Origin of the sequence: Thalassospira sp. UBA848 (assembly GCF_002295455.1) — a bacterium.
Taxonomy (GTDB): Bacteria; Pseudomonadota; Alphaproteobacteria; order Rhodospirillales; family Thalassospiraceae; genus Thalassospira.
The window spans coordinates 25,329-45,808 of sequence record NZ_DBGS01000072.1; the positions used below are offsets into that span (position 1 = coordinate 25,329).

General features: G+C 54.6%; 21 protein-coding genes and 1 riboswitch. Of the genes, 11 read left to right on the forward strand and 10 right to left on the reverse strand.

Translation table 11 applies throughout. The features are described 5' to 3' along the window. Nucleotides 1-34 precede the first annotated feature (34 nt). Nucleotides 35-146: riboswitch (TPP riboswitch) on the forward strand. From B2R48_RS10065 to B2R48_RS10085, 5 genes are all read left to right on the forward strand, one after another. Beyond that, nucleotides 137-919, forward strand: coding sequence for an ABC transporter ATP-binding protein (locus B2R48_RS10065; RefSeq protein WP_296999774.1), 783 nt, complete (start codon nt 137-139; stop codon nt 917-919). Its footprint overlaps the riboswitch before it by 10 nt. After that, nucleotides 916-1,728, forward strand: a complete 813-nt coding sequence (locus B2R48_RS10070; protein WP_296999777.1) for an ABC transporter permease — start codon at nt 916-918, stop codon at nt 1,726-1,728. The genes B2R48_RS10065 and B2R48_RS10070 overlap by 4 nt, the downstream gene beginning before the upstream one ends. 80 nt (nt 1,729-1,808) lie before the next feature. Next, nucleotides 1,809-2,762 carry an ABC transporter substrate-binding protein gene (locus B2R48_RS10075; RefSeq protein ID WP_296999780.1) on the forward strand — a complete coding sequence of 318 codons (954 nt, stop codon included), beginning with the start codon at nt 1,809-1,811 and terminating at the stop codon, nt 2,760-2,762. A 207-nt stretch (nt 2,763-2,969) separates the two neighbouring features. Beyond that, the gene (locus B2R48_RS10080) at nt 2,970-4,022 is read left to right on the forward strand and encodes an MBL fold metallo-hydrolase (protein ID WP_296999783.1); all 1,053 of its coding nucleotides are present in this window, start codon (nt 2,970-2,972) and stop codon (nt 4,020-4,022) included. A gap of 91 nt (nt 4,023-4,113) precedes the next feature. Then, the gene (locus B2R48_RS10085; RefSeq protein ID WP_296999786.1) at nt 4,114-4,965 is read left to right on the forward strand and encodes a hypothetical protein; all 852 of its coding nucleotides are present in this window, start codon (nt 4,114-4,116) and stop codon (nt 4,963-4,965) included. 35 nt (nt 4,966-5,000) lie between these two features. On the opposite strand, the gene B2R48_RS10090 is transcribed toward B2R48_RS10085, so the two are convergent. Next, on the reverse strand, nt 5,001-6,314 hold the full coding sequence (locus B2R48_RS10090; RefSeq protein WP_296999788.1) for an NAD(P)/FAD-dependent oxidoreductase: 1,314 nt from the start codon (nt 6,312-6,314) through the stop codon (nt 5,001-5,003). Between the two features lie 102 nt (nt 6,315-6,416). Here B2R48_RS10090 and B2R48_RS10095 point away from each other — a divergent pair, with 102 nt between their 5' ends. Together B2R48_RS10095 and B2R48_RS10100 are read left to right on the forward strand one after the other, a co-directional pair. Beyond that, nucleotides 6,417-7,571: a trans-sulfuration enzyme family protein gene (locus B2R48_RS10095; RefSeq protein ID WP_296999790.1), complete on the forward strand. Its 1,155-nt coding sequence runs from the start codon at nt 6,417-6,419 to the stop codon at nt 7,569-7,571. Between the two features lie 35 nt (nt 7,572-7,606). Beyond that, nucleotides 7,607-8,659 carry a ChaN family lipoprotein gene (locus B2R48_RS10100; protein ID WP_296999793.1) on the forward strand — a complete coding sequence of 351 codons (1,053 nt, stop codon included), beginning with the start codon at nt 7,607-7,609 and terminating at the stop codon, nt 8,657-8,659. 26 nt (nt 8,660-8,685) lie between these two features. Here B2R48_RS10100 and B2R48_RS10105 read toward each other — a convergent pair whose 3' ends face one another. From B2R48_RS10105 to B2R48_RS10125, 5 genes are all read right to left on the reverse strand, one after another. Next, nucleotides 8,686-9,228 (reverse strand): Panacea domain-containing protein, encoded by a 543-nt coding sequence (locus B2R48_RS10105; protein ID WP_296999796.1) that lies wholly within the window; start codon nt 9,226-9,228, stop codon nt 8,686-8,688. Nucleotides 9,229-9,400: 172 nt separating this feature from the next. Continuing rightward, nucleotides 9,401-9,847 carry a hypothetical protein gene (locus tag B2R48_RS10110; RefSeq protein ID WP_062955329.1) on the reverse strand — a complete coding sequence of 149 codons (447 nt, stop codon included), beginning with the start codon at nt 9,845-9,847 and terminating at the stop codon, nt 9,401-9,403. Nucleotides 9,848-9,974: 127 nt separating this feature from the next. After that, nucleotides 9,975-10,502 carry an adenine phosphoribosyltransferase gene (locus B2R48_RS10115; protein ID WP_062955328.1) on the reverse strand — a complete coding sequence of 176 codons (528 nt, stop codon included), beginning with the start codon at nt 10,500-10,502 and terminating at the stop codon, nt 9,975-9,977. A gap of 191 nt (nt 10,503-10,693) precedes the next feature. After that, nucleotides 10,694-10,927, reverse strand: coding sequence for a hypothetical protein (locus B2R48_RS10120; RefSeq protein WP_062955327.1), 234 nt, complete (start codon nt 10,925-10,927; stop codon nt 10,694-10,696). A gap of 315 nt (nt 10,928-11,242) precedes the next feature. After that, nucleotides 11,243-11,509: a hypothetical protein gene (locus B2R48_RS10125; RefSeq protein ID WP_062955326.1), complete on the reverse strand. Its 267-nt coding sequence runs from the start codon at nt 11,507-11,509 to the stop codon at nt 11,243-11,245. A 245-nt stretch (nt 11,510-11,754) separates the two neighbouring features. Here B2R48_RS10125 and B2R48_RS10130 point away from each other — a divergent pair, with 245 nt between their 5' ends. The 4 genes from B2R48_RS10130 to B2R48_RS10145 all read left to right on the forward strand — a co-directional run bounded on the left by B2R48_RS10130 (nt 11,755) and on the right by B2R48_RS10145 (nt 17,001). After that, nucleotides 11,755-13,467 carry a methyl-accepting chemotaxis protein gene (locus B2R48_RS10130; RefSeq protein WP_296999802.1) on the forward strand — a complete coding sequence of 571 codons (1,713 nt, stop codon included), beginning with the start codon at nt 11,755-11,757 and terminating at the stop codon, nt 13,465-13,467. Between the two features lie 307 nt (nt 13,468-13,774). Then, entirely contained in the window at nt 13,775-14,569 is a 795-nt protein-coding gene (locus B2R48_RS10135; protein ID WP_062955325.1) for a motility protein A, read from the forward strand. Nucleotides 14,570-14,581: 12 nt separating this feature from the next. Continuing rightward, entirely contained in the window at nt 14,582-15,274 is a 693-nt protein-coding gene (locus B2R48_RS10140) for an OmpA/MotB family protein (protein ID WP_213472798.1), read from the forward strand. A 188-nt stretch (nt 15,275-15,462) separates the two neighbouring features. Then, the gene (locus B2R48_RS10145) at nt 15,463-17,001 is read left to right on the forward strand and encodes an arylsulfatase (protein ID WP_213472797.1); all 1,539 of its coding nucleotides are present in this window, start codon (nt 15,463-15,465) and stop codon (nt 16,999-17,001) included. 63 nt (nt 17,002-17,064) lie between these two features. Here B2R48_RS10145 and B2R48_RS10150 read toward each other — a convergent pair whose 3' ends face one another. From B2R48_RS10150 to B2R48_RS10165, 4 genes are all read right to left on the reverse strand, one after another. After that, nucleotides 17,065-17,889: an MBL fold metallo-hydrolase gene (locus B2R48_RS10150; protein ID WP_296999807.1), complete on the reverse strand. Its 825-nt coding sequence runs from the start codon at nt 17,887-17,889 to the stop codon at nt 17,065-17,067. A gap of 110 nt (nt 17,890-17,999) precedes the next feature. Then, nucleotides 18,000-18,698, reverse strand: coding sequence for an SAM hydrolase/SAM-dependent halogenase family protein (locus B2R48_RS10155; RefSeq protein ID WP_414716183.1), 699 nt, complete (start codon nt 18,696-18,698; stop codon nt 18,000-18,002). Nucleotides 18,699-18,844: 146 nt separating this feature from the next. Continuing rightward, on the reverse strand, nt 18,845-20,233 hold the full coding sequence (locus B2R48_RS10160) for an SPOR domain-containing protein (protein WP_296999811.1): 1,389 nt from the start codon (nt 20,231-20,233) through the stop codon (nt 18,845-18,847). A 19-nt stretch (nt 20,234-20,252) separates the two neighbouring features. Continuing rightward, nucleotides 20,253-20,480, reverse strand: a 228-nt coding sequence (locus B2R48_RS10165; protein ID WP_296999814.1) for a hypothetical protein, incomplete at its 5' end; no start/stop codon positions are given.

The following is a 20,480-nucleotide window of genomic DNA, read 5'->3' on the forward strand; positions in this document are numbered from 1 at the left end:
AACTTGACGGCAGCGATTTGTCTGCGCATAGTCGCGTCATCTCCGGGGGGGCCGATCGTAAATCGGCTGAGAGGTTCGGTGTTGCCGAACGACCCTTTGAACCTGAACCGGTTAAGACCGGCGTAGGAAGGATCGTATGCGCAATACAGCACAAGCGCCCCAGACAGCGCAAAATCTCACCAAATTTGATGTCGCCCTGCGTGGCGGAAGCGTTGCCTTTAACGGCACGGACATCTTCCATGACCTTGACCTGACATTGCGCGCAGGCAGCTTTACCTGTTTGCTGGGGCCAAGTGGTGTCGGGAAAAGCACGCTTCTGCGTTATTTTGCCGGGCTGGTCGAAGGTGATGTTAGCGGTACCATCACGTGTTCCGACAACACCCCGCTTGCCGGGCGTGTCGCCTATATGGCGCAGCAGGACCTGCTTTTGCCATGGCGCAGCGTTCTTGAAAATGTGGTCCTGGGCGCTATTTTGCGCGGCGAGAAGCCAGAACATGAGAAAGCCTCACAATTGATTGCCGAGGTCGGCCTGGCTGAGGCTGCCCATCTTCGCCCGGCTGAGCTATCGGGCGGCATGAAACAGCGCGCTGCCCTTGCCCGCACCCTGATGGAAGACCGTCCGGTTGTGTTAATGGACGAACCGTTTTCCGCGCTTGATCCGCTCAATCGTCTGCGCCTGCAGGAACTGGCCGCACAGGTTCTGCGCGGCAAAACGGTGTTGCTTGTGACCCACGATCCGCTTGAAGCGCTGCGTCTGGGCGATCATGTCCATGTTCTGTCTGGCAACCCGGCACGGTTGCAGGATGCCATCACGCCCAAGGGCCAAAGCCCGCGCGACATCGCCGATCCGGGAATTCTGGCACAACAGGCCGAACTCCTTGGCCAGCTTGGCGCTGATCTGTCGGGGGGTGCGGCATGAGCAAGCAAAACAATCCTCATACAAATAGAAAAGCACTGTCGGAGCGCCGCTGGCTGGTCCTGGCCCGGCCGCTGATCATTATCGTTGCCCTGATCATCACCTGGCAGATGCTGGTGATTGTGACCGGTGCGCCGAAATACATGCTGCCGACGCCTGCCGATGTCTGGACCACGTTGATCGCGCGCCATGATGTGCTGTTCGATCATGCGCAATATACCATTGCTGAAACCGTGATCGGTCTGTTTGCCGGCGCAGCCCTTGGCACGCTGGCCGCCATTCCGATGGCGTTGTTTTCGCCAGTACGTTTCTGGTTGATGCCGATCCTTCTGGTATCGCAGGCCATCCCGTTCTTTGCCCTGGCACCGCTTCTGGTGTTGTGGCTGGGCTTTGGTCTGGCGTCCAAAATCGCCATGGCCGCATTGATCATTTTCTTCCCGGTTACCGTCGCCTTCTTTGATGGCCTGTCACGCACCGAAACCGGTTGGCTTGATCTGGCACGTACCATGGGGGCCAGTCGTTGGCGGCTTTTGACCCATATCCGGTTGCCCGCCGCCCTGCCCGCCTTTGCATCGGGGTTCCGCGTTGCCACCGCAGTTGCCCCGATCGGGGCGGTGATTGGCGAATGGGTCGGGTCCAGTCACGGGCTGGGTTATCTGATGCTGCATGCCAATGCGCGGGTTCAGATCGATATGGTTTTTGCCTGCCTTCTGATCCTGTGTGCGTTTTCGATCACGCAATATTTCATTGTTGATCGCGTCCTGCGCGCAGCCCTGCCATGGCAACCCGACAGTCTGAAACCTGCACGATAAAACGATTACCGCCACTTGATGGGCGGCAAAAACATTCATCATACAATTAACGCACGGCGCACAAATACGGAGGTTCTTCAATGTCTCGCCTGAAATCCATGATTACCGCAGCCACCCTTGGTGCTGCTCTTCTGGGTACATCCAGCACGGCCTTTGCGGCGGACAAGCTGGTCATTCTTCTTGATTGGTTTGTGAACCCCGATCACGCACCGCTGATCGTTGCCAAGGAAAAGGGCTTCTTTGCCAATCATGATCTGGAGGTCGAACTGATCGAACCATCCGATCCGTCCGCCCCGCCGCGTCTTGTTGCCGCCGGTCAGGGGGATGTCGCGGTGAACTATCAGCCGCAGCTGCATGTTCAGGCCGCCCAAGGTCTGCCGTTGACGCGTATCGGCACCCTTGTCGCCACCCCGCTTAACAGCCTGATTGTCCTTAAAGACGGTCCGATCAAGGAAATCGCCGATCTCAAGGGCAAGAAAATCGGCTATTCTCTGGCGGGATTTGAGGATGCGCTTCTTGGCACCATGCTGGGTAACCATGGTGTTTCTATGGATGATGTTGAGCTGATCAATGTGAACTTCTCACTTTCACCGTCGCTTTATTCCGGTCAGGTCGATGCGATCATTGGCGGCTATCGCAATTTCGAGCTCAACCAGATGGAAATCGAAGGCAAGCCGGGCAAGGCATTTTATGTCGAGGAAGAAGGCGTTCCGCCCTATGACGAACTCATCCTGACCGTGCGCAACGACAAGGTCGATGACCCGCGTTATGCCCGCATGCTGGCTGCCCTAGAAGAAGGTGTTCAGTACCTGATCAACCATCCCGATGACAGCTGGCAGGCCTTTATTTCCGCCTACCCGAACCTTGATGATGAACTCAACATCAAGGCATGGGCCGATACCCTGCCGCGCTTTGCACTGCGTCCGGCAGCCCTTGATAAGTCCCGCTATGCCCGCTTTGCCGATTACATGGTCAAACAGGGCCTGATCGAAGAAAGCCCGGCACTTGAGACCTATGCGACCGTAATCGAATAAAATTCAGTCCCCCTGCTTTCGCAACCTGTGTCCCAGTCGTTGCGAAGGCATTGGTCTGCCCCCCGCATGGGCAGACCACCAAGAAAGGCCGGAATGTGCCCCGCATTCCGGCCTTTCCCTTGCGCCGGTTGAATTGCCCGTTACCTTATAATGGGTCATCTCAAGACAATCAGGGCGGTTACGCCAAAACCGGAGCAGGACATTAAAGTGCAGCAAAAAGCAAAACCCGCCCATCATACCGATACCGGCTTTGAAAACCGTCACCCCCTGCCCGATCCGGTCAAACGGTCATTTTGGCGTTTTTTGCGCAGGCGCTATTTTGGCGATGACGATTGGCCCAAGGCCAAACATCAGTTCGGCAAAATCCCGACCGAAACACCCGACCATGACGCCATCCACAATCCGGATCCGAGCCGCCTTCAGGTCACCTGGGTCGGCCATGCCACGGTCCTGGTACAATATGGCGGGCTGAACATCCTGACAGATCCGGTCTTTTCCGAACGTGCATCGCCCTTCAAGCGCCTTGGGCCGAAACGCTATACACAACCGGGTCTTGCCATTGAACAGTTACCCAAGCTTGATCTGGTGTTGCTGTCACATAACCACTATGACCATTTCGATCTTGCCAGCCTGACGCAGCTTGGCAACGCGCCGCGCTATGTCTTGCCGCTAAAAAACGGTCCGCTTCTGGAAAAGGCCGGCATTCGCGCGGATCGCTATGTCGAGCTTGATTGGGATGAAAGCCATCATCACGATGATCTGAAAATCACCCATGTACCATCAAACCACTGGTCAAGCCGCACTACCAAGGACCGCAAGGAAATGCTGTGGGGCGGTTATGTTCTTGAATTCGCTGACGGCTACCGGTTCTATTTTGTTGGCGACACCGGCTGGAACGAAGCCCTGTTTACCGAAATGGGCGCAATCCATGGCGGGATTGATTTCGGCTTGATCCCCATCGGGGCCTATGACCCGCGCGACTTCATGCGCAATTCGCACTGCAATCCCGAAGAAGCCATTCAGATCATGCAGAAAATGGGCGTCAAACAGGCACTTGCCATTCACTGGGGCACTTTCGTGCTGACGGCTGAACCGGTGGACGAGCCGCCCATACGATTGGCATCCGCACGCAAAGACAACGGCATTGCAGATGGCGATTTCATTGCCCCGCCAATCGGCGCCACCCGTTTCTTTGATGGCAAAGCCGCGGCCGCATCGACAACCGCGCAAAAGGTCGAGCATACGGCGTCTGGCTCATAGCTGCCCATTCAAGTTCGGTTTGGCGATTTTTCAAGCTGCGTGCTAAGCATCAATGATTGCGTCACAAAACCGTAACATTGATTGCCCCACAATGAGTCTGACTGTCTTTCTTGCCGTAATGGGTGCTGCCCTGATGCATGCCGTGTGGAATGCACTGGTCAAGGGTGGCTCGGACAAACTGATGAACATGACGGCAATCGTGCTGGGTCATACGCCGATTGTTTTGATCCTGTTGCCGTTTGTCGAACTTCCTGCCCGCGAAAGCTGGCCGTATTTGCTCGGCTCCATCGGGCTTCATATTGGCTATCAGCTGTTTTTGATCCTGGCGTATCGTTTGGGCGATCTTAGCCAGGTTTATCCGATTGCGCGCGGATCTTCGCCTTTGATTGTCGCGGCTGTTTCGGTCCTGATCATGGGGGTTACCCTGCATGTCAGTGAATGGCTTGCGATTGTTGTCATCGGGGTTGGCATCATCAGCATGTGCATCACCCGTCAGGCCGATGGCCTGCGCAACCGCAACGCTGCCCTTGCTGCCATTATTACCGGTTGTTTCATCAGCAGCTATTCACTGGTCGATGGCACAGGTGCAAGGCTGGCAGGAACCGCTCTTGGCTATTACAGCTATCAGACCATCGGCAACATCGTCATCTTTGCTGTAATCGTGACCTTTATGCGACCTCGCATGCTGGTCGATATTGCGCAAAGGGGCAAAAAGGTCTTTGTCGTTGGCGGCACCGCGTCCTTTGCCGCCTATGCCACGGTCATGTGGGCCTTTACACAGGCCCCGATCCCGCTTGTCGTCGCCTTGCGTGAAACGGGCATTGTCTTTGCCCTTTTGATCGGCGTGTTCTTCATGGGCGAGAAGCTTAATCTTGTGAAGCTGTCCTCGACCATGATGACACTGGGCGGGGCGATTATCCTGCGACTGGCGCGCAGCCTTTAACCGCCCCTGCCCGATTTCAGTTTCAGGACGCGCGATCAGACCCGTGTCCGCGGAACACGGCGGGTGCCATCCTCGAACCGGTTAAGCTCCATACCCTCTAGCGTGATGGATGGTTCGCCGGTGGTGATCCAGTCTGCCAGTACCTTGCCAACGACGGGCCCCATGGCAAATCCATGGCCAGAAAAACCCGACGCGACAAAGAAATGCTTGGGATTGTCGAACTGATCAATCACCGGCACCGCATCCGGGGTGACATCAATATCGCCCGCCCATGTGTCGGCAATGCCCACTTTCTTTATCTGCGGCAGGATCTTTTGCAGATTGCGCATGGCGTTTTTAACCCGCACCTCATAGGGTTCCGCCTGATTGGTGCGCCGCCCGATCATCGGTTGTTTTGAGGCATCCGACCCAGGAACACGATCGACCAGATCATCAAAGAACCGCTTGTTGAAGTGGAACTTGAAGGTCGCCCAGTTATCAAACAGACCCGGCATGAAGTCGCGGGCGAATTTCAACCGGCCCATGGTCAGATCAATGTCGGTCATGAATTCATCGGCGATGTTCATCGATCCATCTGCCCGCTGACGAAACGCCAGACCTGCGGCCAAGGTCCCGGCGGCTGAGATTTCCGGCACCGGGGTGGTGCGAATAACCGTCCCGCGCGTGGTTTGTTGCGGCAGGCGTCTGCCGAACTTGGCAACGAATTTATGCGTCGCAGCCCCGGCGGCACAAATGACGTATTTGCATTTGACCTCACCCTTCTCAGACACGACAGAACTGATCGCGCCAGCCTCGGTCTCGATCGACAGTGCGCCGCAGCCCTCGGCAATCACAGCACCCATTTCACTTGCACGTTTGGCAATGGCGGGTGCGGCCTTTTTCGGTTCGGCCTGTCCATCGGACGGGGTGTAAATACCACCGACACCCGGCGTTGTGATGCCGGGAATCATTTTCGCGACACCCTTGGGGTCAAGGACCCGGGTTTCGATGCCAAAATGTTTGGTGTCGTCGATCCAGCCTTCGAACTGCGACATTTCCTTGTCATCACGGGCGACAAACAGAACCCCGCCCTGACGCCATTCCAGATCGGCATTCAGTTCTTTTTCAAGACCTTGCCAGATCTTGTTGCATTCAATCATCAATGGCAGTTCAACCGGGTCACGCCCCTGTTGGCGGACAAAGCCCCAGGCACGACCGGACTGGTGTGACGCGATGGTATCCTTTTCCAGAAGCACGACTTTCATGCCGGCCTTGGTCAGGTAATAGGCGCAAGATGACCCGTGAATGCCGCCGCCGATGACAACGACGTCGCATTCCTTGGGCAGGGTGATTTTCGGATAATTCGTCATGTGGGGACCTAAAGATGAATATTGGTGGCAATTCAATTTGGTGTGTGGCGGGAACCACGTTATGTTGCGCGCCAACAAATCTCAACCAAATCAGGTGCCACCATGTCTGATCATGCAAAAAAACAGTCCCCCGCCACCATCAGTGCACAGGCGCTTGGCTGGGTCGATGAAGCCACCAAGTCCGTCACACCGCCGCTTTATCCTTCAACCACGTTCGAACGTAATACGGATCTGAGCTATCATGACGGACGCTGCTATACGCGCGCAGACAACCCGACCTATGATCAGGCCTGTGCGGTCCTGAATGAACTTGAAGGCGGTTCCGAAACCCGCCTGTTTGCATCGGGCATGGCCGCAGCGGTTGCTGTTTTGCATGCGCTTAACCCGGGCGATCATGTTGTCGCGCCCAAGGTAATGTATTGGGCGCTTCGCGCCTTCATGCTCGATAGTGGCGTACGTGCAGGCCTCAGTTTTGATTTCGTCGATAACGCCGACATCGCTGACTGGGACAAGCACATTGTTGCCGGTAAAACCAAGCTGGTCTGGCTTGAAACCCCGGCCAACCCGGATTGGCAGATCACTGATATTGCCGCCGTTGCCAAGCTGGCCCATGCCGCAGGCGCAGTTGTTGCCGTTGACAATACTGTTGCCACCCCGCTTCTGACGCGCCCGATTGAATTTGGCGCCGATATCGTTATGCACTCGGCGACAAAATATCTGAATGGCCACAGTGACGTACTTGCGGGATCGCTGACCACGGCCTCGGACAGCGAATTCTGGCAGCGTGTTTGTAAACAACATGCATCCGGTGGTTCGGTTCTGGGCGTGTTTGAAACGTGGCTGTTGCTGCGTGGCATGCGCACACTTTCCATCCGCGTCGAACGCGCCAGTGCCAATGCCATGGCGATTGCCCAGCATTTCGAAAACCACCCGGAAATCGAAGAGGTCCAGTACCCTGGCCTTGAAAGCCATCTTGGTCACGACATCGCCAAAAAGCAGATGCAAGGTGGCTTTGGCGGCATGCTGTCACTGCGCGTCAAGGGCGGTGAAAAGCGTGCGGTTGAATTCCACAACCAATGCAAGCTGTTTAAACGCGCCACATCGCTTGGCGGGGTTGAAAGCCTGATCGAACACCGCTCTTCGGTCGAAGGACCGACCAGTCCCGTCCCGGCAGACCTTTTGCGCTTGTCGGTGGGGATTGAAGATTGCGACGATCTTGTTAACGACCTTGAAACGGCGCTGCGCTTAAGCAAATAGGCAGCACAGATTTTCAATCTGGAAATAAACAAGCAATGCCCAAGTCGGTGCCAGGACATAACAAACGCAAGACACATGCACGCAGCTTTACGCGTGCGGCTTCTGCGCTGGTTTTGGCATCGACTGTTATCGCCGCCATCATGACCAAACAGTCTTCAGCGCATGAAACTGAAAATGCCAATGGTGGACTTACCGATGTCAATGCCCTGCCCCCGGCTCCGGGGCTGATTTTTGACGTGCAGGCGGGCGAATACATCCTGTTTGATGCGTTGGTCGACCGCCTTGCCGAGCGCAAATACGTTCTGATCGGCGAAAAGCACGACAATCCCATCCACCACCATCATCAGGCCCAACTGGTCGATGCGCTGAGCAAAGCAGACAAACGCGAACGTGCCATTGTCTGGGAAATGTTTACCCGCGACCAGCAAACATCCCTTGACCACAATTGGCAGGATTTACCGATTTCGGAACTGGGTCCGGCCATGGCGTGGGAAGACAGGGGCTGGCCGTCATGGCATGATTATGCGCCGATTGCGCAGGCCGCACGCGACAATGGTTTGATGATGGTGGCTGGCAACCTGCCCGACGCCATCCTGCGCCCGATGATCACCAAGGGGAATTCCGCCATACCAGATGAACTGGCGACCCAGCTTGATCTTCCCGCCATCCCGGCCGGGGTTCTGGAACGGTTTAACGTCGAAATTGCCGAAGGGCATTGCAATATGCTGCCCGAGAGTATGCTGGGCGGCTTTTCCGCCGTGCAGTTTGCCCGTGACGCATCACTTGCGCAGGCCATGAGCAAGACGGCAAAAATTGACGGTATTGATGGGGCATTCCTGATTGCCGGGGCAATGCATGTCCGTCAGACCATCGCCGTCCCGTGGCATCTGCGCCGCTATGAACCAGAGCTGCCGGAGGCCGAGATTGCTGTGGTCAGCCTGATCGAGGCGGATGATCCGGGCCCGGAACCATCAGAGATCGAAGATTACGCCATGCGGTTCGGTGCGCCGGACGATATCGATTTCATGTGGTTTACCACTGATATCGAACGCGGTGATCCCTGCGATCAGATGCGCTCTGAGCAATAACCTCAACCTTGGGTCTTTACCAAACCCTATTTGATCTTGCGCGGCAGCCAGTCTGTTGTCGCAACCGGCTTGCCCTTGTGTGATCGCATGACACGCGGGCGCACGACTTCCTTTGCCTCAGGCGTGGTCGCGCTTTTGCGGACCGAGGCATAGAATTCGACCAGTTCCGTGAATGGGATGATCGTCCCCACCCCTTCCTTATAGGCCTTGGTAAAGGGCGGGTGATTGCGCACGGTCATGCTGAGATGTTCGACCGTGTGGTGACCGAACTGCGACCAGATGCTTTCAAGGAAGTGAACCGTTTTCGGATCAACCGGTTTCAGGCGTACATCCGGTCGGGATTCTTCCATCACCGCATAAAGGTTCGGCTCAATCGGTCCGAATTCCTCTGCGACAAAGATGGCGGGCATCAACATGTTGCCGTGATAGTTTGCGCCATAATACGCCTGCGCCAGATACAGCAGACGATGCAGTTTTTGCGGCTGCAGGTATTCGTTGTCATTGAGTGCGAGGTCAATGAACCTGAATGCAGCTTCAAATACCGTATTAAGAACCGGCTTGTTCTTCATGCTGGGCCCGATGGTCGTGCAAAATGATCATATCGTTTGTTTGGGGATCATAAAGTCTATGGCGGGCACCAACAAGCACCACCGGCAGGTTTTTCAATTTTCGGGAATATACCGCATCTGATCAGGTTTTGGTCGCGTATGCCTGCTGCCCACGAGGGCCGCGAACAGCCCCCTAGACCGTCGCATCCAGATGCGTACCGCGCACACCAACCCCGTGCGTCACGGCATTGACCACCTGATAAAAGGACGTTCCGCTGTTGACCGAAAGATCAAACGGGATCGACGGATCAAGCAAGCTTGCGAAATCAATTTCGCTTTCCAAATCGACCGCGCCTTCGCGATCACTGGCACGGCGAGCAGCTGACAGGTTGCGCTGCTCGGTGCGCTGATCACTTTTTTCGCCACTATTGCCCTGTCCTGACTGGCGTTTGTCTTTGCCATCGACATAGGCATTGAACAATATGCCGTCGTCATCAGGGTCATAGGTATAGTTCTGAGAGGACGCCTCAACCTGGCTATCACGATCCACTGTTGCCAGTCCGCGCGCACCAGCAGGCGCAAGTCGGCCATATTGGCCAACCTGTGAAACTGTCTGTGCGTTATGGACCGGTGCGATCATTTTCCTCTGCCCTAGCGTAAAGCGGACTGTCGCGCAAACCTAATTCAACTCATGCATTATACATGAATATATAGTGATACGGCAGGAAATTCGCAATTCCTGCCGTTCACCTCAGTTTCCAAGCGTCTTAATCGCCTTCGAATTCGACCAAGTGGAACTCTTCAACACCGCGATCACGGATTTTCTGCGCGCCGCCAAGGTCTGGCAAATCAATGATAAAGGCGCAGCCTGCGACCTCTGCGCCAATCTTTTCAACCAGATCAATCGCGGCCAGTGCCGTACCGCCCGTCGCAATCAGGTCATCCATGATCAAAACGCGACTACCGGGTTTAACCGCATCCTTGTGGATCTCGATCACGTCGGAACCGTATTCAAGTTCATATTCGACACCGACTGTCTCGGCGGGAAGCTTGCCCTGTTTACGGATGGTGACAAACCCGACACCCAGGGCAACAGCAACCGCCGGGCCGATGACAAAACCACGGGCTTCGATACCCGCGATCATGTCGATCTTCTTGTCCTGAAATTCGGCGGCAAAACTGTCGATCACTTCGCTCAGACCATAGGGGTCCTCAAACAGCGTCGTGATATCCCGAAACATAATGCCCTTTTTCGGGTAATCGGGAATGGTACGGATCAACGACTTGATCGACATGGGGTACTCCGGCCAGATATCAGGAAATGATCAAATGCAGATCACCAGCCATGAAAATCACAGCCAGATCACATACGGCGACCCTGAGGGTCTGAAACAGACCCTAGATGCCTGAAACCGACCGGATTGGCAAGGCACATCCGGTGGAGCGTGCCTTGACGCAGCGGTTTGTCGGAATGGAAACCTGATCCTCAGGCCGCATGTGGCACTGAGGTGCCCGGTGCTGTGCGCGTAGCGGGCGTTGCGGCCGCAACGAAGTCGTTGGCTAGCTTCTTGCTGATTTCCGCGCGGGTGCCCCGTGGCAAGCCGGTTTGGGCGGCCTGGCGGTTGCCCCACACTGCCCGATAAAGGCGATAGTCATGATCATTGATCTGACCGAATACTTTTTCGACTTCCATCAGAGTCTGGACGTAACTCTTTTTCATGTCAGCCATCCTGTTGCTCGTTGGGGTTTCAACGGTTTTGCCCGTCGAAATTCGGCGCACCTTTTTGGTGATGCGTCATTTACAGCAGCCATATAGTCCGATCTTCATGGCCTCTCAACTGCAGCACGGTGACAAGATCGGGAAGAATTTGTGACAGCACGCCCAATTCTTCCAAACGCCTCGCAAAAGACTTCGCTGATATTAGAAGATTTGTGCCAGTTTGCCCGATGATGGACACATTAAAACGGCCTGTCTTCAAAACCGAAGACAGGCCGCAAAAATTTTCAGATTGGCGCGGACGCGACCGCTCAAAACCTAGTTAAGCTTTCTGGCCGTTTCTGCCTGTTTGGCTTCTTCATCAATCTGCTTTTGCAGGGCATCACCATACTCGCCATAGATCCGTCCTTCCAAGGACAGCTCCAGAAAGCGGATATAGTCGTTCTGATCAGTGATCTTGGCACGTGCCACTTCGATCACGTCAAACGGGCTTGCCGCATCAAGATCATATTTCCGGATCAGCACCAGCATTTCTGCGGTGATCTGATCAAGCTTCTTGCGGGTGTCGCTGTAGGAAAGCGTCATCGGACAATCCTGTAAATCAGATGTGTTTTCTGGCCTGCTTATGCCTGCTTGACGCATGGCTGGCAAGCCCCGCGCCAATCAAAGCATCCCTGCGCGTATTGCGAACTGTATAGATTCAATTCAAACCACTTGAGGCAAATCAAAGCACTTTGCGCGCGAACATGCATGTTTCATCCACCCATAATCTGGATCGTTGAACCCTGTTTTATCGGGTTCCTTGAAGTCTTCGTCACCGGGGAATAACCATGTCAATTCTGTCCGCTTTCAACGCCATGAGCATCCGAAAACGCTTTATGTGGGCGTCTGCATTTGGCGTCTCGACCACGGTGATCATTGCGCTTTTGATGATGACAATCGTCGAGGAAAAAGCGATGGACCAGAAGCTTCATCAACTCAGCGAAAACGAACTGACATCCCTGCATGCGCTCATTGTCAATGTCATGGCTGCGCGCCCGGAAGATGTTGATGACATCGGCATCCAGGTTTTCAACAACTGGTTTGACAGCCGCAATGGTGATTATCCGGGCGAACTTTGGTCTGCATGGGGGCCAACGACACTTTCCTATATGGAAGAATTTGGTGACAAGCCGCTTAAAACCCCGCGCGACGAGATTGATATCGAAGCCATCGAAACCGGCCAGATGATCGGACGCTACACCGATAATGGCACCTATCGCCTTTCAATGCCGATTGTACTTGGTGAAACCAGTGGCGCGGATCGCGAAGTATGTTTCAGTTGCCATGGTGCGATGGAAGCCGATACCGGTGACGTGATCGCTGTTCTGTCATCAAGCCTGTCGGTCGCGCCGGAACAGGAAAAGACCAACCGCATTCTGATCGGCATTATTCTGGGCGGCCTGGCCATTGCAGTTGCCACCATTCTTGGCATGCGAATTTTGCTGTCGCGCATTGTCACAGGCCCGCTTTCCGACCTTGGCCACGACATGAATGCGCTTGCCGAAGGCAATACCAACTTTGAAATCAACACCCTGTCGCGCCGCGACGAGATCGGTGAAATGGCAAAATCGGTGGACGTTTTCCGCACCAACGCCATTGCCAAAAAGCAAATGGAAGCCGAACAGGAAGTTGAATCCCGACGCCGGGAAGAGCGCATGCAAAGCCTTGAACGCCATATTGGCAGCTTTGAAGGGGTGATCGCGCAGATTGTCGGTGCGGTTTCGACATCGGCCGAACGGATGCAAACCACCGCACGCGGGCTCGTTGAGTCCGCAGACCGCGCAAGCAAAAGCGCAACCACAGTTGCTGCCGCCTCCGAAGAAGCCACTGTCAATGTACGTACCGTAGCAGACGCCGCCGACCACCTGTCCGAATCCATTTCCCAGATTGGCGAACAGGCCCAGCAATCCACCCAGATTGCCGCCGAAGCATCCCGCGAAGCTGCACAATCCTCTGACACCGTGCAGGGCCTTTCCGAAGTCGCCAACCGAATTGGTGAAATCGTTGAATTGATCAGCGACATTGCCGGTCAAACCAACCTTCTCGCACTCAACGCGACGATTGAGGCGGCCCGCGCAGGTGAAGCCGGCAAAGGATTTGCCGTCGTCGCGGCCGAAGTCAAAAACCTGGCCAACCAGACGGCGCGCGCGACCAACGAAATCGCCGAACAAATCACGGCAATTCAGGAAGAAACCGGTAAAACGGTCAACTCCATTGGCGACATCTCGGATGTGATCAGCCGCATTACCGAAATGGTCAACACCATCTCGGCCGCTGTCGGAGAACAGTCCGATGCGACCGGCGAAATTGCCCAGAATGTTGAACAGGCCGCCATCGGCACGCAGGAAGTCAGCAGCAACATTGAACGGGTAAGCAATACCGTGGCCGATACCGATCAGGCTGCCCACCTTGTTCTTGATGTTGCTGAAGAACTTGGAACGCTTTCAAATGACTTGCGCGCACAGGTCGATCAGTTCCTTACCGATATTCGAAGCAGCTGACGCAACACATAGACCAGAACAAAGACCGAAATCGCGATCAAACACCCCGGCGGCAAAACAGTTGTTTTGCCGCCGGTCTTGTATTTGCAGATCGAGATAAAAAATGAAGCCCTATAACTTTATGGCCACAGATCGCTGTAAGTGTCCGCTTTCAGGACATCTGATTACGTGGCAATTGAACAAAATTAACTTCAAAACAACTGATAACATGCCTATTCTTACGTAAAAAATAATACGATTACGTCTAATATTTGATAGTTCTACTGCTACAAGCGCCGTTTTGGCGCCCCGGGGGATTGTGGGGACAATGTCGTTTACGACGATTTTAGGCATTATGGTCGGCCTTGGCCTGTTTATTGGGTCAATCTTTATCTCGACTGATAACTATCTGGTATTCTTAAGCCTTTCGAGCGCGCTGATGGTGGTTGGCGGCACTCTGGCTGCAACCTTTATCGCCTATGAGGCGCGCTATGTGCTGCTTGCTCTCAAACTGATTTTCAAGATTTTTCGTGCCCCGCAAATGGGCCGTGGCCAGTTGACCGGCGAGGTTGGTCGTGTGGTTAAATGGGGCTATCTGCTGCAGAAAAAGGGCATCAACGCCCTGGAACAGGAAGCCGAACGGGTTGGCAAGGACGAACCGTTTCTTGGCTGGGCGATGGAAGTCATCATAACCGGCTATGACGGCGAGGAAACCGCAGAAATGCTTCATAATGCCATCGACAATGCCTTTAGCCGCAACCTTGTCCCGGTCGCTATCCTCAAGAGTATGGCTGCTGCTGCACCTGCCTTCGGGATGATCGGTACGCTTGTCGGGCTTGTCATTATGCTTGATAAAATGGCGGATGACCCGACGTCTCTTGGTGCCGGTCTTGCCATCGCGCTGATCACCACCCTTTACGGAATTGTCGCGGCCCGGTTCTTTTTCCTGCCCGCAGCAAGCAAAATCCAGCAGCGTGAAGAAATCATGCGTTTTCGCAATTACCTGATCGCCGAAGGCTTGATCATGCTAGCCGACCGCAAAGGTCCGCGCGCCATTCAGGACCGGATGAATTCCTTTCTGGATCCGGCAATTCACTTTAATATCGATAAGTCTTCGAAATAAGGGATATCCGAGATGGCCCGCGGCAAAAGACGCATGCAGCGCATAGAGGAAGAACCAGTCAACGAAGATTGGCTTGCGACCTATGCCGATGCCATCACGCTTTTGATGGCCTTCTTTGTCATGCTGGTCAGCTTTTCCAAGGTTGAAATCCCGATCTTCGAAAAGGTACAGGCCGGTATTGCAGAAGAAATCGGCAAGCGCGAAGTCGTTCGCCCTACCCAGGTGCTTGAAACCGATCTGCGTGATGTCGTTTTCAACATGGCAATGGACAGCGCGGTCAGCGTTTCGACCGACGACGAAGGCATTTTGATGGAAATGGGCAGCGGGTCCTTCTTCCAGCCCGGCTCTGCGAACCTCACCAACGATGCGGTTCTGTTCCTCAAGGATGTGGGTGATCTGTTACAGGAGCCCCGCTATCTTGGTTTTCAGGTCGAAGTCGCCGGTCATACCGATGACAGCCCAATCGGCTCCCCGCGCTTTCCGACAAACTGGGACCTTGCCGCTGGTCGGGCCATTGCTGTTGTCCGCTTCTTTGGTGCCCTTGGTGTTGATCCCGATAGCAAGCGCATGCGTGCGATCTCCTATGGTGATACCAAACCCAAATTGCCCAACCGCGATGATTTCGGAAACCCAATCCCCGAAAACCGTCAAGCCAACCGCCGGATCGAAATTCGCATCTTCCCGAAATATTCACGCGTGTTCTAATCTCCGCCCCAGTGCGTTGCCATAACTCTATAACTTGACCGCAAAACTGCGCAGGAATACCATTTCCGAGTGCGCAACCAGGAAATATGTTCTCCTGCTGGTTTTCTCCGGGCTCGGTCTTCTTTCCTTTTGGCTCGGTCAGACGCCCAAGTGGTTTGCGCTGGCACGACAAACAGGAAGGTAGAAAAATGAAACTGCCCCGAATTCTTCAAACGCTTGCCGCCTTGATGGCCCTGCCCTGTGCTGCTGTTGCGCAGACCTCGGAAACGGCTGATCGTCCCAACATCCTGGTCATCTGGGGCGACGATATCGGCATGTGGAATATCAGCGCCTATCACCGCGGCATGATGGGGGGCAGCACCCCTAACATCGACCGTATCGCCAATGACGGCATGCTGTTCATGGATCACTACGCGCAGGCATCCTGCACGGCTGGTCGGGCGGCATTCCTGACAGGTCAATATCCGATGCGTCTCGGGCTAAGCACCGTTGGTATTCCAGGATCCCCCATTGGCCTGCAAGAAGAAGACCCTACCCTTGCAGAAATGCTAAAAGAATACGGCTACGCCAACGGACAATTCGGCAAGAACCACCTTGGCGACCGGGACGAACACCTGCCGACCAACCACGGGTTCGACGAATTCTATGGCATTTTGTATCACCTCAATGCCGGGGAATATGTGGAACAATATGACTATCCCGTCGGCAGCAAAGTCGCCGAACAAATAGCCCAACGTGGCGTTATCCATTCCGTGCATCAGGAAGACGGTTCGCAGGCGATTGAAGACCTTGGAGATTTCGGGCGCGAACGCCAAAGGACACTTGATCAGGAAGTCCTTGAGAAATCAAAACGCTTCATCCGCGATGCTGTCTCAGAGGACAAACCGTTCTTTGTCTGGCACAACACCACGCGCATGCATTACCGCACCAACCTGAGCGACGAATATGAAGGTGTCACCGGTTACGGCCTTTATGCTGATGGCATGAAGGAACTTGACGATGATGTTGGCGAACTTCTTGACCTTCTTGATGAACTTGGTGTGGCAGACAACACCATGGTCATGTTCTCGACCGATAATGGGGCTGCGTCCAACAGCTGGCCGGATGGCGGCAACCAGCCGTTCCGCGGTGAAAAAGGTGTTGGTGGTTATGAAGGCGGGTTCAGGGTTCCAATGGCAGTCAAATGGCCCGGCGTTGTGCCCCCCGGCACCACTACTGGCGAATTCATGACCATGGAAGACTGGGTGCCAACCATCATGTCGCAGCTCGGTGAGAAGGATCTCAAGGAAAAGCTGCTTGATGGTCACAAGATTGGAGATCGCAAATACCGTGTCCATCTGGATGGTTATGATCAAACCGATATCCTGACCCAGGATGGCCCAACCAAACGCAAGGAATTCTTCTATTTCACGGAAACGAAGTTCCACGGCTTGCGTTATGGTGACTGGAAGTTCCTGTTTACCAAACAGGACCAATGGTTCAACGGTGTGGCCAACAACCTGACCAGCCCATTGATCACCAACCTGAAACTTGATCCGTTCGAACGGTTCCACGAAGCACGTGGCTTTGATGAATGGCAGGAAAACCGGTCATGGACACTTGCCCCGGCGATTGGAGTGGTGAACAAGTTCTTCCAGTCGTTCGAAGAATATCCACCGCGTCAGGCCAGCTTCACGGTCAATGTCGACGAAATTGTTCAGGATATGCAAAGCGGCCATTCACGCTAAAAGCAACGCGCCCCGCGAAAACATTTCGGGGGCGCGTCTTTATCTTGCTTCCACGCAAGTCGCCTACTCGATCTGCAGCACCATTTCATCACGCGCCGCAAAGGCACCTGACCAGGTGGCGCGTGCCTTTTGTTCAATGACGGTCATTGTCGCATCGTCGTGATCCGGGTCATGATGGAACAATGCCAACTGTTTGGCATTGGCGGCCCGGCAAAGCCGAATGCCTTCCTGCCATGTCGAATGCCCCCACCCGACTTTCTGCGGGAATTCCTCGTCAGTGTAGGTACTGTCATAGATCACCAGATCAGCATCCTTGATAAAATCAAGAATGACCTGATCGGGACTGTCGGGATCATGTTCGGTATCGGTGACATAACAAACTGAATGGCCAGCATATTCCACGCGAAACGCTGTCGCCCCATTGGGATGACGCAGTGGTGCAGTCTTGATCAAGATATCCGCCGCCGGGCGGAGTTCGTCACCGACATTGAAATCCTCGAATGTCAGCTTTGATTTCATGGCCGATAGTGGCACCGGGAAAGTCGGGTCTGCCATCTGGGCCGAAAACACCCGTTCCACGCCCCCCTGATTGGTCAGATGCCCCGCCATAACCCGAAAGGACGCGTTCGGGTTATAGGCCGGAACAAAGAATGGAAAGCCGTTAATGTGATCCCAGTGTGTATGGGTCAGAAAGATATTGGCCTCGGTGACATTTCGCCGGATCAGGTCCTTGCCCAGATTTCGGATGCCGGTACCCGCATCAAAGATCAGAACCGTGTCGCCGACCGTCATCTCAACGCAACTGGTATTGCCACCGTAAACAACATGATCCGGTGATGGACAGGCAATGCTGCCTCGAACGCCCCAGAATTTAACCTTGATTGCCATTCACCAAATCCTGTCCAAGGATTGCCTGTTGATCGTCATACGCGGTTTTCACACTTTGAAACGATAACATCACACCACCATAAACCTATCATTGATTGCATCAGTTGCAGTCAATTCGCGTCGACCCTGGTGCCGATTGCAGCCCCCATCATCTGATCGGCATGCCCGCAATTAACCGCGACTTCACATAACCCGACCGAGTTACCGTAATGAAACGCCGTTCCTGACGGCACATCTGAAAATGTCCGGGCACCCGACAGTACATGTTTATTGATCGTGATTTTTTCATCCTTTGATCGTGCGAAAAGTCCGGTCATCAGATTGCCGTAAGGATCGACATAGATCACCTCGGCAAGTTCATCTGGCCATTCCTTTGCCAGGCCGAACCGTTGATCAAGCGGAATGCCGTGCGCGTCAAATTCCTGATTTGTTGCCAGCCACGATGCCACAGGGCCGAATATATCGCGCCCATGAAAACTTGCAGATGCACCATCGGGCATCCAGTCGATCACCTTGAGCTTCACGTTTTTCGCTCGTCGGATCACCATCTCAAACAACCCGTTATCCGGCCCGACAAAAGAAACGCCATCCGCCTCGACCACAACCCCTTTGCGCGCGCTGCCCACACCGGGATCAACAACGGCCAAAACCACGTCGCCTTCCTGAAATTCGCGGCACAGCGCCGCAAGCAGGTAACTTGCCGCCTTTGGGTTTCGGTCCGGGGCATCGCACATCAGATCGCATACAGGCACATCACGCGCATGCCGCATCACCACCGAACGCATTGTCCCACTATATGGTCCATTCATACCAAAATCACTAAAGACAAAGATCATGGCTGATACTCAGGTCGTCGGTTGAAATTCAGATATCGGGAAATGACAACGCCGGTGGCAACGTTTTGATCCCACCGGCGGTGTCATTAATTCAAATATGGGTCGAACAACGTGATCTGCTACTTAACTTCGCAGAATTGACCGCGTCGTTTCAGTTCCGCACAAAGCGAGCTGGCCGCACTGTCACTCAGGCCCGTGGCCATCAGACGATAATATGTACCTTTGCCCGGAATATTGGCGCGCGTGACGCCATGCTGCATCGAGGCAAGCTGCCCATAACGCCCACTCAGAATCTGCCAGCCACGTTCGGCCTGCGCTTCATTGCGATAAGATGCCAGATGCACCGATTTCGAACCGCTTGCAGCGGGTGCGGCTTTGGACATTTCCTCGCCGGCCTGAACCGGGCGGCTTTCCCCGGTTGCGACCCGGCGGACCGGTTCACCGGAGTTAAGCGTCATCGCCGTGCCCTGTGCTGGTTCGACAATGGCGGCTTCAATCGCATCACGTTCACGTTTGAATTCATCAGGCGTGACCAGCTTCATCTGCTGCAGGTCTTCAATGCGCGCGATTTGGCGTGCAGCATCCATCAACCCTTGCGGGGCCGGTGGCGGTGTCGCGCGTTGACGCGGCTGGGCCGGCAGAAGCGCATCAAGAATGGCGGTGCGTTCCGCAACATGTTCCTGCACGGTGATCGCCCCGATCTGAAGCGCACGGTTTAGCTGGTTAAGACGCTGTTCGACCTGCGCACCTTCGGGCGGCGGATTGTTCAAGAACGCAGAGGGTGCCGGCTGGCTCATCGGCAACAGCGCACCAAGGTTGGCGGAACGGCGTGCGGAATATTCTTCGGGCGTGACAAGTCCGGTTGCCTGCAGATTGCGCAAGATGGCAAACCGCTTGGCAATCGCTTCGTCCCCTGCTGATAGCGCGGCCCCTGCCGGAATATCCATCGGCTTTGTCGCGCCGCTGGTCATTGTCGGAGACGGGCTTACAGGACGCCCGGCCGCAACCGCGGCTGCCCCATTGCCAAGCCCCGAAGGCCCACTGATGATTTGATCATTGATGCTAAGCGACCCTGGAAGGCCACGTTCGAGCCGCGACAAATTGAACTCTGCCGCATCACGCAAGGGGCGCGGCTGTGTGCCCGTCGCCGACGACATCAGGACCGTACCGGGTGGGTTCATCGCAATCAGCGTTTCATAGCCATCCTGCGCCCGGTCCGGACGGTTGGTGTTTTGATAAAGGACCGATCGCCACAGCATTGCGTGACCGTCCTGGGGATTCTTGCGCAGTGCTTCGTCAAACAGTTTTTCCGCAGAAGCATAATCACCACTTGCCAGTTGCTGCAGACCAAGTGCGGTATAATTGTCATCTGCAAAGGACGTTGCTTCGTCCCAGAAATCCTGATCCAGCAGCGGCGCACAGGCCGACACCCATGAAACCATACCGATCACAGCAATGCTTTTGCCGATCTTCAGCCAGTTCCCGGTCCGCTTTGCAGATACCTGCATGGCGCCAATCCCCTATTCCTTAAATCCCGTTATCAGAAACCATGCTGTATTGCCGTGGAATATTCCAGCAAAACCCGGCATGGACTTCCCCCATACAGCATTGATTTTGCACCCTGCTTGCCAACAATTCGTTAAAGCATTTTCGACACTGCTTTTGACGCGGCACTTGTACTGCCATACGTATAGTTTCTATAAATAGAATAGTCTTAGAGTCTGGACCCAGACCATTAACCAGACCTTCAGAACA

Excerpts from the sequence above, each read along its gene's own strand:
- B2R48_RS10065 (WP_296999774.1), top strand. The coding sequence starts at position 137 with ATGCGCAATACAGCACAAGCGCCCCAGACAGCGCAAAATCTCACCAAA.
- B2R48_RS10070 (WP_296999777.1), top strand. The coding sequence starts at position 916 with ATGAGCAAGCAAAACAATCCTCATACAAATAGAAAAGCACTGTCGGAG.
- B2R48_RS10075 (WP_296999780.1), top strand. The coding sequence starts at position 1,809 with ATGTCTCGCCTGAAATCCATGATTACCGCAGCCACCCTTGGTGCTGCT.
- B2R48_RS10085 (WP_296999786.1), top strand. The coding sequence starts at position 4,114 with ATGAGTCTGACTGTCTTTCTTGCCGTAATGGGTGCTGCCCTGATGCAT.
- B2R48_RS10090 (WP_296999788.1), bottom strand. The coding sequence starts at position 6,314 with ATGACGAATTATCCGAAAATCACCCTGCCCAAGGAATGCGACGTCGTT.
- B2R48_RS10095 (WP_296999790.1), top strand. The coding sequence starts at position 6,417 with ATGTCTGATCATGCAAAAAAACAGTCCCCCGCCACCATCAGTGCACAG.
- B2R48_RS10100 (WP_296999793.1), top strand. The coding sequence starts at position 7,607 with ATGCCCAAGTCGGTGCCAGGACATAACAAACGCAAGACACATGCACGC.
- B2R48_RS10105 (WP_296999796.1), bottom strand. The coding sequence starts at position 9,228 with ATGAAGAACAAGCCGGTTCTTAATACGGTATTTGAAGCTGCATTCAGG.
- B2R48_RS10110 (WP_062955329.1), bottom strand. The coding sequence starts at position 9,847 with ATGATCGCACCGGTCCATAACGCACAGACAGTTTCACAGGTTGGCCAA.
- B2R48_RS10115 (WP_062955328.1), bottom strand. The coding sequence starts at position 10,502 with ATGTCGATCAAGTCGTTGATCCGTACCATTCCCGATTACCCGAAAAAG.
- B2R48_RS10120 (WP_062955327.1), bottom strand. The coding sequence starts at position 10,927 with ATGAAAAAGAGTTACGTCCAGACTCTGATGGAAGTCGAAAAAGTATTC.
- B2R48_RS10125 (WP_062955326.1), bottom strand. The coding sequence starts at position 11,509 with ATGACGCTTTCCTACAGCGACACCCGCAAGAAGCTTGATCAGATCACC.
- B2R48_RS10130 (WP_296999802.1), top strand. The coding sequence starts at position 11,755 with ATGTCAATTCTGTCCGCTTTCAACGCCATGAGCATCCGAAAACGCTTT.
- B2R48_RS10135 (WP_062955325.1), top strand. The coding sequence starts at position 13,775 with ATGTCGTTTACGACGATTTTAGGCATTATGGTCGGCCTTGGCCTGTTT.
- B2R48_RS10140 (WP_213472798.1), top strand. The coding sequence starts at position 14,582 with ATGGCCCGCGGCAAAAGACGCATGCAGCGCATAGAGGAAGAACCAGTC.
- B2R48_RS10145 (WP_213472797.1), top strand. The coding sequence starts at position 15,463 with ATGAAACTGCCCCGAATTCTTCAAACGCTTGCCGCCTTGATGGCCCTG.
- B2R48_RS10150 (WP_296999807.1), bottom strand. The coding sequence starts at position 17,889 with ATGGCAATCAAGGTTAAATTCTGGGGCGTTCGAGGCAGCATTGCCTGT.
- B2R48_RS10155 (WP_414716183.1), bottom strand. The coding sequence starts at position 18,698 with ATGAATGGACCATATAGTGGGACAATGCGTTCGGTGGTGATGCGGCAT.
- B2R48_RS10160 (WP_296999811.1), bottom strand. The coding sequence starts at position 20,233 with ATGCAGGTATCTGCAAAGCGGACCGGGAACTGGCTGAAGATCGGCAAA.